Genomic DNA, 12,698 nt, shown 5'->3' with positions numbered 1-12,698 from the left:
CATGCCCCGACTCCCGACCCCGCTGACCCCGCCCCCGGACCGCCCGGCCGCCCGCGCCCCGCGCCGTCGGCGCCGCCGGGACACCGCCACCGCCTGGGCGTTCGTCGCCCCCGCCGTGATCGTCATCATCGGCCTCGGCGTCGTCCCCGTCGTCTGGTCGCTGCTGCTGTCCTTCCAGGCCAACGACCTGGTCACGCCCAGCCGTTGGGTGGGCCTCGACAACTACCGCGCCCTGCGCCAGGACCCGAACTTCCACGAGGCCGTGCGCAACACCGTCGTCTTCACGGCCCTGTACGTACCGCTGAGCGTCGTCGTCGGCCTCGCCCTGGCCCTCTGCCTCAACCGGCGCATCCGCTGCGTCGGCCTGTACCGCACCCTGTTCCTCGTGCCGTTCGTCCTCTCCGCCACGGCACAAGGCGTGCTGTTCTCCTTCATCCTCGACCCGGAGTTCGGCGCGGCCAACTCCGTCCTGCACCACCTCGGCGTCTCCCGGCAGGGCTTCCTCACCGACCCCGCGCAGGCGCTGTTCGTCCTCGTCGCCATCAGCCTGTGGAGCGGCACGGGCCTGTGCACCGTCATCTACCTGGCCGCCCTCCAGGACGTCCCGCGCGAGCTCGTCGAAGCCGCGGCCCTTGACGGGGCCGGGCCGCCGCGCGTGCTGCGGCACGTGACGCTGCCCGCCCTCACGCCGATCAGCGCGTTCCTGCTGCTGTGGCAGACCCTCCAGTCCCTCCAGGTCTTCGACCTCGTCTACGTCACCACCAAGGGCGGCCCCCTGGGCTCCACCACCGTGATCGTCTACTTCGTCTGGGAGCAGGCCTTCAAGGAGTTCACCGCCGGGTACGGGGCGGCCGCCGCCTACGTCCTGGCCGTGGCGCTGCTCGCGACGGCCGTGGCGGTGCGCGCCGTCCGCGGCCGTGCGCGCGGCCCCCGTACCAAGGCGGCCACCCCATGACCGCGCCCGCCCCAGGCCGCCCCCGGCCGGCATCGGGACCGGCCGCGCGGCCCACCGCCCGGCGGCGCCGCCCGCGCCTGCCCTTCAGCGCCTGGCACCTGCTGCTCGCACCGCTGGCCGCGCTGTTCGCGCTGCCCCTGGTGTGGCTGCTGCTCAGCTCCGTGATGAGCGACGCCGAGTTCAACCGCTTCCCGCCCGCGCTGTGGCCCTCCGGGCTCGACCTCGGCGGGTACCGCTACGTCCTCGGCACCGCCCTGTTCCCGCGGTGGCTGCTCAACTCGGCCGTCGTGTCCGCCGTCGCGGTCGCCTCGAACCTCGTCTTCGGCGCCCTCGGCGGCTACGCCTTCGCCCGGATGCGGTTCGCCGGTTCCCGGCCGCTGCTCGTGCTGATGCTCGCGACGACGGCGGTCCCGTTCCAGCTGACGATGATCCCCACCTTCCTGGTCCTGAAGGAGCTCGGGCTCATCGACACCCTCGGCGCGCTGATCGTGCCGTCGCTGGTCACGCCGTTCGCGGTGTTCCTGCTGCGGCAGTTCTTCCTGTCCCTGCCGAGGGAGCTGGAGGAGGCCGCCTGGATCGACGGCTGCGCCCGGGCGCGGGTGCTCTGGTCGATCGTGCTGCCCCTGGCCCGGCCCGCGCTCGCCACCGTGGCTGCGCTGACGTTCCTGACCACGTGGAACGACCTGACCTGGCCGCTGATCGCGCTCCACCACGACGACCAGTACACGCTCCCGCTGGGCCTGACCACGTTCCAGGGCCAGCACCAGACCCGGTGGTCCGCGGTGATGGCGGGCAACGCGCTCACCGTCCTGCCGGTGCTGTGCGCGTTCCTCTGCGCGCAGAAGGCCTTCGTCCGCTCGATCACCTCCATCGGCCTCAAGGGCTGACCACCACAGGACCGGCCCGAAGCGCGCCGACCGCCACGACCGAGAACCGGAGACACCCGCCCATGACCCGCCCCAAGATCGCCTTCATCGGCGCAGGCAGCGTCGAGTTCACCCAGGGCCTGCTCGCCGACCTCTTCGCCTTCCCCGAGCTGAAGGGCGCCCGGGTCGCCCTGCACGACATCGACCCCGAGCGGCTCGCCACCGCCGAGGCCGCGGCCCACCGCATCGCCGGGGACCGCCGCGCGGACGCCCGCGTCACCGCCCACGCCGACCGCCGCGCCTGCCTGAGCGGCGCCGACTTCGTCATCAACACCGTCGACATCGGCATGCGTGCGGCCACCCGCACCGACTTCGACGTCCCCGCCCGGCACGGCCTCCGCCAGACCATCGGCGACACCCTCGGCGTCGGCGGCATCTTCCGCGCCCTGCGCACGTTCCCCTTCCTCAAGCGGCTCGGCGAGGACATCACCGCGCTGTGCCCCGACGCCTGGCTGCTCACCTACACCAACCCGATGGCCATGAACGTCCAGTACGTCACCCGGGCCACGGGACTGACCCGCGTCGTCGGCCTGTGCCACTCGGTGTACTGGACCATGCGGGACCTCGCCGACCTTGTCGACGTCCCCTACGACGAGATCACCTACCGGGCGGCGGGCGTCAACCACCAGGCCTGGGTGCTGCGGTTCGAGCACCGCGGCACGGACCTCTACCGCCGCCTCGACGAACTGATCGCGCGGGACGGGCAGCTGCGGCGCCGGGCCCGCGTCGACATGTACCGGCGGCTCGGCTACTACCCGAGCGAGACCAGCGAGCACTCCTGCGAGTACGTCCCCTGGTACCTGCGCCACGACAGCGAGGTCGAGCGGCTGCGGCTGCCGGTCGGCGCCTACCTCGCCATGGTCGACGACAACGTCGCCACCTACCACCGGACCCGCGCCGCGCTGGCCGAGGGCGCGCCGCTCGCCGTCGAGTCCACCATGGAGTACGCGCCGCAGATCATCCACAGCATGGTCACCGGCACCCCGCGCACCGTCTACGGCAACGTCCCCAACCACGGCTTGATCGACAACCTCCCGGCGCACGGCGTGGTCGAGGTGCCCTGCCTGGTCGACGCGACCGGCGTCCAGGCCACCCGCGCGGGGGCCCTGCCCCCGCAGCTCGCCGCCCTCAACCGCACGTACCTCAGCGTGACCGAGCTGGTCGTGCGGGCCGCCATCGACGACGAGCCGCGGCACATCCGGCACGCGGCCATGACCGACCCGGCGACCGCCGCCGCCTTGACCGTGGAGCGGATCTGGCGGCTGTGCGACGACATGGTGCGCGCCCACGCGGACCTGCTCCAGCCGTCCTTGCGCGCACTGCTCGCCGGGTCGGCCGGCCGCTGATCCCGCGCTCGCCCCGGCTCAGGCGTGCGGGACGACCGCCACGGGGCAGCCCGCGTGGTGCAGCGCGGCGTGGGCGACGGAGCCGATGCGGGTGCCGATGGGGGAGCGGCGCGCGGTGCAGCCCACCACGAGGAGCCGCGCGTCGGCGAGCGCCGAGAGGAGCACCTGGCCCGCGCTGCCGATCTCGACGTGCTCGACCACCGGCACGCCGGGGAACCGCTCGCGCCACGGGGCCAGGGCCCGGGCCAGCGCCTTCTTCTCGTACGGCTCCAGGCCGCCCGCCTCGTCCGCGAGGTGCAGCGAGCCGGGGCTGTACGCGTACAGCGGCGGCAGGGTCCAGGCCCGCACCGCGCGCACCGCCGCACCCCGGGCCGCGGCCGCTTCGAAGGCGAACCGCAGCACGGGGTCGTCGGCGTCCTCCGGCTCCCCGTGCTGCCCGACGACCACCTCGCCCGGGGTGTCCTCGCTCCCCGTGCCCGTACCGGCCCGCACCGACACCACGGGACCCGTGGCGGCGGCGATCACCTGCTGTCCGTACGAGCCGAGCAGGAACCCCACGAGCGCCCCGTGCCCGCGGGTGCCGAGCACCAGGGCCTCGGACCGCTCGGCTTCCTTGAGGAGCGCGGCGACGGCCGTGTCCGCCACGACCTCGGAGCTCACCGCGAGGCCCGGGTGCCTCCCGGTCACGCGGGTCACGGCCTCGCGCAGGACGCCGTCGACGGCCGCGGCCCGCTCGTCCCGGTCCTGGGTGACGGGCACGTCGGCGGTGTCGCGGGGCCAGGCGTGCACGACGCGCAGCGGCGCGTCGCGCAGCACGGCCTCGCGCGCCGCCCAGTCGGCCGCGGCCAGGCTCTCCGCGGATCCGTCCACTCCGACAGTGATGGCGCGGGTCATGGGACCTCCGTCCGTTCCTCGGCGCGGCCTCCCGGCCGCCCCGGTCGTGCGTCAGTTCTCGTTCTTCCTTACTCCTGCTCCCTTCCAGGATCGGCAATCCGTCCCGTTCACGCAGATCTCCATGATCTGCGTCATATGCGCCAGGGCGTCACCCGGCCGGTCGCGGGGTGACGTTCTTGACCGGCAGGTTCTTGCTCGCGCCCGCGACGTAGTAGTCCTTGGGCGCGGAGAACAGCACGAAGGTCCGGTCGTAGCCGCGGATCTTGGCGCGGACGGTGAAGTTGCCCCGCGCGTCGGCCGTCGTCTTCGCGTCGTAGGCGGACTCGTAGTACGTCCGCAGCAGCACGCGGGTGCCCTTGACGGGGCCCCGCCCGGCGGGCCACTTGACCTTGCCGGTGACGACGAGCCGGTCCCCGGCGCGCACCCGGGTCTTGTTGACCTGGTAGCTGAGGGTGCTGGTGACGGGCTTGACGTTGACGGTGGTGGAGGCGAAGTAGATCTCGTTGTCGTCGGGGGAGCCCGGGTCGTACGAGGCCTCGAACGCCACCTTGTGGCGGGGGAACAGATGGAGGCTCGGCTGGTCGAGCCAGCGGTCCGCCCGGACTCCGGAGAGGCGGAAGCGCCCGTCCGCGTCCGTGCGGGGCGCGCCGAGCGAGAGCGTCTCCCGTTCGGTCGGGTCGATGGGGTCGCCCCAAGGGTTCCAGGTGTTGAAGAGGACGGACTTGCTGAGCCGTACCCGGGCGCCCGCGACGGGCGTGCCGTCGGCGCGGGTGACCGTGCCGGAGAGGGTGACCTTGCGGTGGTCGAAGTCGGTGGCGGCGCGGCTGCTGGACAGCGACACCACGTACGCCGGGTCCGGCTGCGCGCTCGGCGCGGCTGAGGCGTCCGAGCCGTGGGCGGACGGGATGCCCGCCGCGAGGGTGGCCAGCGAGAGGGCGGCGGTCGCGGCCAGTCTCGCACCTGTTGAGCGTGAACGCGTGTGCACATGAACTCCGTTGGTCGCGGAATCGGTCGTGCCGGGGCTTCCGGCCGACGCCGGGTTCGACACGCGGGGCACCGCTCCTGGTTGTAGGGCGCGCGAGGAATGCACGGGCCGTACACGGCGCGTTCGGCGGCGGGCCACCCCCCGGTCGCCCGCCGCCCGCCCTAGTGGTGGCTCAGCCCTGCTCTCGCTCCACCGGGAGCCACAGCTCGGCGTCGGCCTCGGTCGAGTCCGGCGACAGCCGGGTGCGCAGGATCTCGGGGCCGGGGCGCGAGCGGTACGGGTTGGACGGGAACCACTCGGTGAACACGTCCCGCCACAGCTCCTGAATGGCCTGGGGCGCCGGTCCTGAGGTGGTGAACACCGCCCAGGTGCCCGCCGCCACCGGCAGCGATGCCATGCCATCGGGCGCGGCCGCCGAGGTGACGACCCCCTGGTAGTAGTCGAGTCCGGTGCCTTCGGCGCGGCTCGGGTCCAGGTCGTCGCAGACCGCGACGGTGCCGCGCGGCTCCTGGTCGGACAGTGCGGCCAGGCCTTCCAGGGTCCCCGGCGCGATGCCGCGGACGAAGTCGATGATCGCCTGGTTGGGGCCGGAGTGCACCAGGGGCACCCGTGCCTTGAGGCCGGCGACGGTGAAGGCGGGCTTGTCCACTACGCGATAGCGCATGCTGCTGTTCCCTTCGACGGTGAGGCGGAAGGAGAGCCGGGGCTGGGAGACGAGCGCCGCGCCGGTGCGCCGGGCCTCGCCCGGGCCGACGCCGTGCATGGCGCGGAACGCGCGGGCGAACGCCTCGCCCGAGCCGTAGCCGTAGCGCACCGCGATCTCCAGGAGCGACGGGCTCCCGCCGAGCACCTCGGCCCCCGCAACGGTCAGCCGCCTGCGCCGGACGTACTCCGACAGCGGCATGCCCGCGAGCGCCGAGAACATCCGGCGCAGGTGGTACTCCGACGTCGCCGCGCGGCGCGCGAGCTCCGCCACGTCGACCGGCTGATCGAGGTGGCGCTCGATGTGCTCCATGGTCTGGTTGAGCCGTTCCAGCACGCCCGGTTCCCTTCCTTCGTTGCGCTCACCACGCTAGGGAGCGGGCCACCCGCGGGACCCGACCATCGGTGCCCGATCGGGTCGGGTGGGCGCGGCCGCCGCGGCAGAGCGTCGCGACTCAGAACACCGAGAGCCCCGTCAGCGTGGTGAAGCGGTCCAGGGCGGCGACGCCCGCCACCGAGTTGCCGCGCTGGTCGAGCCCGGGGCTCCACACGCACAGGGTGCAGCGGCCGGGGACGACGGCGATGATGCCGCCGCCGACGCCGCTCTTGCCGGGCAGCCCCACGCGGTGGGCGAAGTCGCCGGCGGCGTCATAGGTGCCGCAGGTCAGCATGACCGCGTTGACCTGCTTGGCCTGGCTGCGGGTGAGCAGGCTGGAGCCGTCGGCCCTTATGCCGTGGCGGGCGAGGAACCCCGCGGCAAGGGCGAGGTCACCGCAGGAGGCCTCGACGGAGCACTGGCGGAAGTACTGGTGGAGCAGGTCGGGCACGGGGTTGGCGATGTTGCCGTACGACGCCATGAAGTGGCCGAGGGCGGCGTTGCGGTCGCCGTGCGCGGTCTCGGAGTCGGCGACGTTCACGTCGAAGTCGAGGGCGGCGTTGCCGGACTCGGCGCGCAGGAAGGCCAGCAGCGTTCCGGCCGCGTCCCCGGTCAGGGTGTGGAGGCGGTCGGTGACGACGAGGGCACCGGCGTTGATGAAGGGATTGCGGGGAATCCCGTGCTCGTACTCCAGCTGCACCAGCGAGTTGAACGGGTTGCCGGACGGCTCGCGCCCCACGTGCTCCCACAAGAGCTCGCCCTCCAGGGAGAGGTCGAGGGCGAGCGTGAAGACCTTGGTGATCGACTGGGTGGAGAAGGGCCGCTGCCAGTCCCCGACGCCGTACACCGTGCCGTCGAGCTCGGCGACGGCCATCCCGAAGCGCCGGGGGTCGGCCGAGGCCAGGGCCGGGATGTAGTCGGCGGGACGGCCCCGCCCTGGCAGGGCCTGGATCTCGTCGGCGATGCGGTCCAGGACCGGCTGGAGGGACGGGGCCACGTGGACTTGCTCCGGATTCGTGCGGTATTGCGGGTGGACGACCGCAGTACTTTACGACAGAACCCCAGGCGACAGGCCCTTCCGCCCGGGTGCCCCGGCCCGCGTGACCAAGGGGGCCGGGCCCTCGCGGGCCCGGCCCTTCGTGCGGTGTGCCGTCGTGCGGTGTGCCCTCGTGCGGTGCGTCAGTGACGTCGCCGCGCCGTGGCGCCGGGCGTCAGTGGTTGGTGCCGGACGCCCACACGGCGCGGCTGCCGTCGTAGATCACGACGTTGCCGTCGTCCTGGACGACGAGGCGGGAGCCGGGGTGACCGGCGGTGTTCGAGGCCCAGACCGCGCGCCCGTTGCGGGTGTAGACGACGAGGTTGCCGTCTTCCTGGAAGCGGGTGGTCCAGCCCTGGCCCACGGTGCGCGAGGCCCACCGGGCCCTGTTGAACTCGTCGTAGATGACGAGGTTGCCGTCGGACTGCATCACGAGTCTGGCCGTGTTGGAGCTCACGGACTCGTTGTGGCTGAGGGTGAAGGGGGCGTGGCGCACCTGGTCGGACGCGGCCCCCGGCTTCGCCGCGGCCGAGGTGGCGCCGGTGTGCTCGGCGGGGGCCGCGCTGGCCTGGCCGATCAGGGTGACGGAGACGAGTGCGACAGATGAGAGAAGCGTGCAGACTTTCTTCCCCACGAAAGAACTCCTCGTGTCAGGCAGTTCATCCACGGGCGCCCTGTTGGGCGCCGCACCCGGACTCTGGCATCGGCCGGATATCGGAAGGGTTCATTCCGTTCGAGGTGGCAGTATGAAGACCATTCTTGACCGGAACATATGGATGGCAGTCGCACGCATGCGGAGGGCGGGCGGGTGATGGATCGGGGCGCCAGTGGGGTAGCAGACCGGCATGCCAGCAAGGCGAAGAGATCCACAGGCCCGCACGGCGACCAGAGGAGAGCTCCCCATGACCCGACCCGCACAGCCGTCAACACCCGCCCCTGATGGGCCTTACCCGCACCTCGGGCAGGGGCGATGAACAAGACGAAGCTCGCCTACAAGCCGGTGGGCTTCGCGCTCGGCGTCGTCGGCGGCATGCTCGCGACCGCCGCGTTCAACCGGGCGTGGCAGGCCCTCGGCCACGAAGGGGAGGCCCCCGAGGCCACCGACGAACACCGCACCTGGCCGGAGGTGCTCACCGCCGCCGTGCTCCAGGGGGCGATCTTCGCCGGGGTCAAGGCCGCGGTCGACCGCGGCGGCGCCGCGGCCACGCGCCGCATCACCGGCGTCTGGCCGCGCTGAGAGCGAGCCCCCGCCGCCGTCCGGCGGCAGGGGCTCGCGAGCGTGCGCCCCGCGGGCTCGTTAACCGCCGACCACCGGGTAGTGGTCCGACAGGTTGGTGTACGTGTACTCCTTGCCCCAACTGGACACCGTCCACGGGCTGCTCTGCTCCTTGACCACGTCGTTCTTCCAGTCCGCGGGCCGGGCGTGGCCCTTGCGGTGCAGGACGTAGTCGAGGTCCTCGCGGGGGTCGTCGGGGTAGCGCTCGGCGGCGATCGAGTTGTCCCTCGTGTCGAAGGAGTACGGGTGCCCCGTGCGCGCGTCCGCCGGGGCGAGGCCCGCGTCGTCGAGCATCGAGGCGTACTCGGAGCTGTGCGAGTCCACGTTGAAGTCGCCCGCCACCAGGACCTGTTCGCCCGCCGGTATGCGCTTGGCGGCCAGGAACGCGTCCAGCTCCTTGAACTGCTTGGCGCGCGTGGCGGCCGCCTCGCCCGCCGCGCAGCCGGGGTCCGTGGACTGGGCGTGCGTGCCGACGACGTGCGTCCGGGCGCCGTTGACGTCGAGGACGGCGTAGACGAAGCCCTTGTTGGAGTAGGAGTCCGCGCCGCAGGCGTCCTTGTAGACGTACTGCTCCTTGCGCACGATCGGCCACTTGCTGAGGACCGTCACCCCGCCGTCCTCGGGCGTGAGCGCGGAGTAGGCGCCACCGGTGGCGTCCCAGCCGGACTTGCTGCGGCCCATCACCGGCGTCTGGTGCGGATACTGGGCCTTCGCGTTGCCCTGCAGAGCCGCGGAGGCCGAGTTGTCGAACGCCTCCTGCAGGACGACGACGTCGTTGCCCCGGAAGAAGCCGGCCGTGGGGATCTCCTTGGCGCGGTGGTCCTGCCCCCAGTTCGGGTACAGCGTCTTGCTGAAGAGGAAGGCGTTGTACGTGAGCACCTTCAGACGGGGCGTCTCCGCGGCCGTCGCGGCCGGGGCCGTCGCGGTGATGGCCGCCGTCGTGGCGAGCGTCATGGCGACGACACCGCCCAGGTACGTACGCGGCGTGGGGTGGGGCACGGGGTCTCTCCCTGTGGGCCTGTGGGGGTGGGGACGGGGCCGGTCGTTCGCGCCGGCGCCGCCGTCATCCAAAGCGCCGTTGGTTACGAAAGGCTGACGCGTAGGTGAGGGCGAGACGAAGTGACTCACGAGTAGGGCGACGCGGCCACGCGGCGCGCCGCACGCGGTCCCACCGCGCGCCCGCCATCCCCGGCTCACGTCCCTTCGGCCCCCGCGCCGGGGGCGGGCGCGGGAGCCCACCGGTCGCCAAGGGGGGCGGACGACCGGCTCCCCCAGGCTAGGTCCAATCCGGCGCCACGGACCCCCACTGGTCCACACCAATTTTCGGAACCCGCGGACCGCGCCGCCTCAGTCGGCGGCCCCTGTCTGACGGCCGGACCCGCCGTCGCCGTCGCCGCCTTCCAAGACGCGCAGGCGCGCGGCCGCGGGGGCGGCCTCGGCGACGCCGATGCGCTGGTAGACGGCCAGGGCCTGCCGTAACTCGCCGAGGGCGAGGCCGTGTTCGGCGGGCAGGGCGCGACAGCGGGACATCCCCTCCAGCGCGCGGGCCTCGCCCAGCGGGAAGTGGATCTCCCGGGCGAGGGCGAGGGCCTCGGTGTGGGCCGCGAGGGACTCCCGGGGCCCCGCGGACGCCAGGAACAGGGCTCCCTTGTTGTTCCAGGCGTCCACCTGCCCCTCCCGGTCGCCGATCTCCGCATAGAGGTCCAGGGCGCGCCCGATCAGTTCCGCCGCCCGCTCGTATCCATGGGTCAGGTGCTCCAGGCGGCCCGAGTTATTGAGGGCGTTGGCCTGGCCGAGCCGGTCCCCGAAGCGCTCGTACAGGTCGAGTGCCCGCTTCAGGAGCGTGGCCGCCTCGTCGTACTCCTGGGTCGCGGTCCGCACGATGCCCAGGAGCAGCAGGGCGTTGGCCTGCCCCGGGAGGTTGTCGAGTTCCTGGGCCAGAGTGAGGGAGCGCTGCTCGAGGCGGACCGCCGTCGCGTAGTCCCCGGTCAGATAGCGGATGTAGCCGAGGATCATGAGGGACATGGCTTGTCCCGGCCGGTCGCCGAGGCCTTCGGAGAGGGCGAGGGCCCGCTGGTGGAGCTCACCCGCCCGCTCGTAGTCGCCGACGGCCTGGCGGGTGCGGCCCATGTTGTTGAGGGTGTTGGCCTGTCCCTGGCGGCTGCCGAGGTCCTCGTACAGGGCCAGGGCGCGTTCCTGGGACGCGGCGGCTTCGTCGTAGTCCCCGGTCAGGAGGAGCACGTTGCCGAGCGAGTGGAGCGTGTTGGCCTGTCCGTGGCGGCTGCCGAGGTCCTCGTACAGGGCGAGGGCGCGCCGCTGGTAGGCGGCGGCTTCCTCATAGTCACCGGTCAGGCCCCGTACGTTGCCGAGCGAGTTGAGGGCGTTGGCCTGGCCGAGCCGGTCGCCGACGGCTTCGAAGGCGGCCAGGGCGCGCAGGTCGACGCTTCTGGCCTCCTCGTAGTCGCCTCCGGCCTCCAGCATGTTGCCGAGCGCGCTGAGGGCGTGGGCCCGCCCGAGGCCGTTGCCGAGGTCCTCATAGAGGGCGAGCGAGCGGTGCTGGACGCGTTTCGCCTTCTCGTAGTCGCCGTGGAGCAGCAGGGTGGGGGCGAGGTCGCACAGGGCGTTGGCCTGGCCGAGCCGGTCACCTAGGTCCTCGTACAGGGTCAGGGCGCGCTGCTGTGCCTCCCGCGCCGCCGCGATGTCTCCGATGACCCCCCAGGCCAGCCCCAGGGCGTTGAGAGCGGCGGCCTGTCCCAAGCGGTCGCCGAGGCGCTCGGCGGCCGCCGCGGCCCGCTCGTGCAGCGGGGGAGCCTGCTGCCAGGGCCCGTCGTGGCGCAGGAACGCCGCGAGGGCCGCGGTCAGCGCGACCACGCGGGGCGCCCGCTCGCCCGCCGCCTGGACACAGGCCAGCAGGTTGAGGTGCTCGGCGCGCAGCCACTCCAGGGCCTCGGCCCGGCCGGGCAGCGCGGGCAGGGCCAGGCCGGGCGGCGCGGACGGCGGGGTGGCCGGGCGGGGGATGCGGTTCAGATGGCGGTCGGCGCGCTCGGCGGCGTACAGGTAGTAGTCCAAGAGCCGGTCGAGGGCCCGCTCGCGCTCGTGCGGCGGGTCCTCGTCGACGGCCAGGGCGTGGGCGAACTGGCGGAGCAGGTCGTGGGGCTGGTAGCGGCCCGGCACGGGCTCGTCCAGGAGGTGGCCGGTGTACAGGACGTCCAGGTCGTGGCGGGCGGCCGTCAGGGAGGTGTCGTCCAGGGCGGCCGCGGCGTGGACGTCGAGGGCCGTGCCGGGGTGCAGGCTGACGCGGCGGAAGAGGCGCCGCTGGCTGGGCGTCAGATCGCGGTAGGACAGGGCGAAGGCGGCACGGACCGCGCGGTCGCCCGCGGCGAGTTCGTCGAGGCGGTCCTTGGCGGCGGCGAAGTCGGCGGCGAACCGCGCGAGGGACCAGGCGTCCTTGTGGCGCAGCCGCCCGGCGAGCAGGACGATCGCCAGCGGCAGGTACCCGCACAGGCGTACCGTCTCGGCGACGGCCTCCCGCTCGTCGGCGACGGGCGTGCGCCGGGCGAGTCGCAGGAACAGCCGTACGGCCTCCTCGGGTTCCAGCGGCCGGAGGGCCAGCGGGTCCGCGTTGTCCAGGGCCCGCAGCCGGTCCCTGCTGGTGATGAGCGTCAGACAGCCGCTGGAGCCCGGAAGGAGCGGGTGGATCTGGGCGGGGTCGTGCGCGTCGTCCAGGACCAGCAGCACGCGCTTGCCGCTGAGCCGGTCCCGCCACAGGGCGGAGCGCCCCTCCAGGGTGGGCGGCACATTGCTCGGGTCGATGCCCAGGCCGGTCAGGAGCATGCCCAGGACCTCGGCGGGCGGCGCGGGCGGCCGGCCCGGCGTGTGGGCGTACAGGTCGACGAAGTACTGACCGTCGGGGTACCGCTCGGTGAGCAGGTGCGCGGCGCGCGTGACCAGGGCGGTCTTGCCCACCCCCGGCATGCCGTCGACGGTGTGCACGGCCACCACGCGGCCGGGCGCGGCGGCGTCGAGCAACCGCTGGAGCTCCGTGCCGCGGCCGGTGAACTCCGCGACGTCCTGCCGCAGTCCATGCGTCACCACCGGACGCGCCGGTGGCGGCGGCGCTTGCGTGGTGGACACGTTGACGTTCTCCCCCGCCAGGACGGCCGTCCCGCCGTACAGCGTGACCTCCTGGTCCACGCGCGCCG

At 73.2% G+C, this 12,698-nt stretch carries 11 protein-coding genes; 4 read left to right on the top strand and 7 right to left on the bottom strand.

All coding sequences use genetic code 11. The features are described from left to right. Nucleotide 1: 1 nt before the first annotated feature. The 3 genes from AC07A4_RS05630 to melA all read left to right on the top strand — a co-directional run bounded on the left by AC07A4_RS05630 (nucleotide 2) and on the right by melA (nucleotide 3,227). Nucleotides 2-955 (top strand): carbohydrate ABC transporter permease, encoded by a 954-nt coding sequence (locus tag AC07A4_RS05630; protein ID WP_478593401.1) that lies wholly within the window; start codon nucleotides 2-4, stop codon nucleotides 953-955. Further along, entirely contained in the window at nucleotides 952-1,842 is an 891-nt protein-coding gene (locus tag AC07A4_RS05625) for a carbohydrate ABC transporter permease (protein WP_478593399.1), read from the top strand. The genes AC07A4_RS05630 and AC07A4_RS05625 overlap by 4 nt, the downstream gene beginning before the upstream one ends. A 62-nt stretch (nucleotides 1,843-1,904) precedes the next feature. Beyond that, nucleotides 1,905-3,227, top strand: a complete 1,323-nt coding sequence (gene melA, locus AC07A4_RS05620) for an alpha-galactosidase (protein ID WP_478593396.1) — start codon at nucleotides 1,905-1,907, stop codon at nucleotides 3,225-3,227. Nucleotides 3,228-3,245: 18 nt separating this feature from the next. Here the strand turns inward: melA and AC07A4_RS05615 are convergent, their stop codons facing one another. From AC07A4_RS05615 to AC07A4_RS05595, 5 genes are all read right to left on the bottom strand, one after another. Next, nucleotides 3,246-4,121, bottom strand: coding sequence for a universal stress protein (locus AC07A4_RS05615; RefSeq protein WP_478593393.1), 876 nt, complete (start codon nucleotides 4,119-4,121; stop codon nucleotides 3,246-3,248). A 148-nt stretch (nucleotides 4,122-4,269) separates the two neighbouring features. Beyond that, nucleotides 4,270-5,106 carry a carboxypeptidase-like regulatory domain-containing protein gene (locus tag AC07A4_RS05610; protein ID WP_478593391.1) on the bottom strand — a complete coding sequence of 279 codons (837 nt, stop codon included), beginning with the start codon at nucleotides 5,104-5,106 and terminating at the stop codon, nucleotides 4,270-4,272. 172 nt (nucleotides 5,107-5,278) lie between these two features. Beyond that, nucleotides 5,279-6,145: an AraC family transcriptional regulator gene (locus AC07A4_RS05605; protein WP_478593388.1), complete on the bottom strand. Its 867-nt coding sequence runs from the start codon at nucleotides 6,143-6,145 to the stop codon at nucleotides 5,279-5,281. A gap of 118 nt (nucleotides 6,146-6,263) precedes the next feature. Further along, nucleotides 6,264-7,181 (bottom strand): glutaminase, encoded by a 918-nt coding sequence (locus AC07A4_RS05600; protein ID WP_478593386.1) that lies wholly within the window; start codon nucleotides 7,179-7,181, stop codon nucleotides 6,264-6,266. A gap of 214 nt (nucleotides 7,182-7,395) precedes the next feature. Then, nucleotides 7,396-7,854 (bottom strand): hypothetical protein, encoded by a 459-nt coding sequence (locus tag AC07A4_RS05595; protein ID WP_478593384.1) that lies wholly within the window; start codon nucleotides 7,852-7,854, stop codon nucleotides 7,396-7,398. Nucleotides 7,855-8,190: 336 nt separating this feature from the next. On the opposite strand from AC07A4_RS05595, the gene AC07A4_RS05590 reads away from it, so the two are divergent. After that, complete coding sequence (locus AC07A4_RS05590; protein WP_478593380.1) at nucleotides 8,191-8,457, top strand: DUF4235 domain-containing protein; 267 nt, start codon at nucleotides 8,191-8,193, stop codon at nucleotides 8,455-8,457. A gap of 60 nt (nucleotides 8,458-8,517) precedes the next feature. On the opposite strand, the gene sph is transcribed toward AC07A4_RS05590, so the two are convergent. Together sph and AC07A4_RS05580 are read right to left on the bottom strand one after the other, a co-directional pair. Then, nucleotides 8,518-9,450: a sphingomyelin phosphodiesterase gene (gene sph / locus AC07A4_RS05585; protein ID WP_478594352.1), complete on the bottom strand. Its 933-nt coding sequence runs from the start codon at nucleotides 9,448-9,450 to the stop codon at nucleotides 8,518-8,520. Nucleotides 9,451-9,843: 393 nt separating this feature from the next. Continuing rightward, nucleotides 9,844-12,690, bottom strand: a complete 2,847-nt coding sequence (locus tag AC07A4_RS05580; RefSeq protein WP_478593377.1) for an ATP-binding protein — start codon at nucleotides 12,688-12,690, stop codon at nucleotides 9,844-9,846. Nucleotides 12,691-12,698: the final 8 nt, after the last annotated feature.

The sequence above is a fragment of the Streptomyces sp. NPDC043996 genome (genome assembly GCF_056435225.1).
This window is presented reverse-complemented; position numbering and strand designations above follow the sequence as displayed.

Bases quoted from the DNA above. Each gene is read 5' to 3' on its own strand.
- AC07A4_RS05630 (WP_478593401.1), top strand. From the start codon at position 2: ATGCCCCGACTCCCGACCCCGCTGACCCCGCCCCCGGACCGCCCGGCC.
- AC07A4_RS05625 (WP_478593399.1), top strand. From the start codon at position 952: ATGACCGCGCCCGCCCCAGGCCGCCCCCGGCCGGCATCGGGACCGGCC.
- melA (WP_478593396.1), top strand. From the start codon at position 1,905: ATGACCCGCCCCAAGATCGCCTTCATCGGCGCAGGCAGCGTCGAGTTC.
- AC07A4_RS05615 (WP_478593393.1), bottom strand. From the start codon at position 4,121: ATGACCCGCGCCATCACTGTCGGAGTGGACGGATCCGCGGAGAGCCTG.
- AC07A4_RS05590 (WP_478593380.1), top strand. From the start codon at position 8,191: ATGAACAAGACGAAGCTCGCCTACAAGCCGGTGGGCTTCGCGCTCGGC.
- sph (WP_478594352.1), bottom strand. From the start codon at position 9,450: ATGACGCTCGCCACGACGGCGGCCATCACCGCGACGGCCCCGGCCGCG.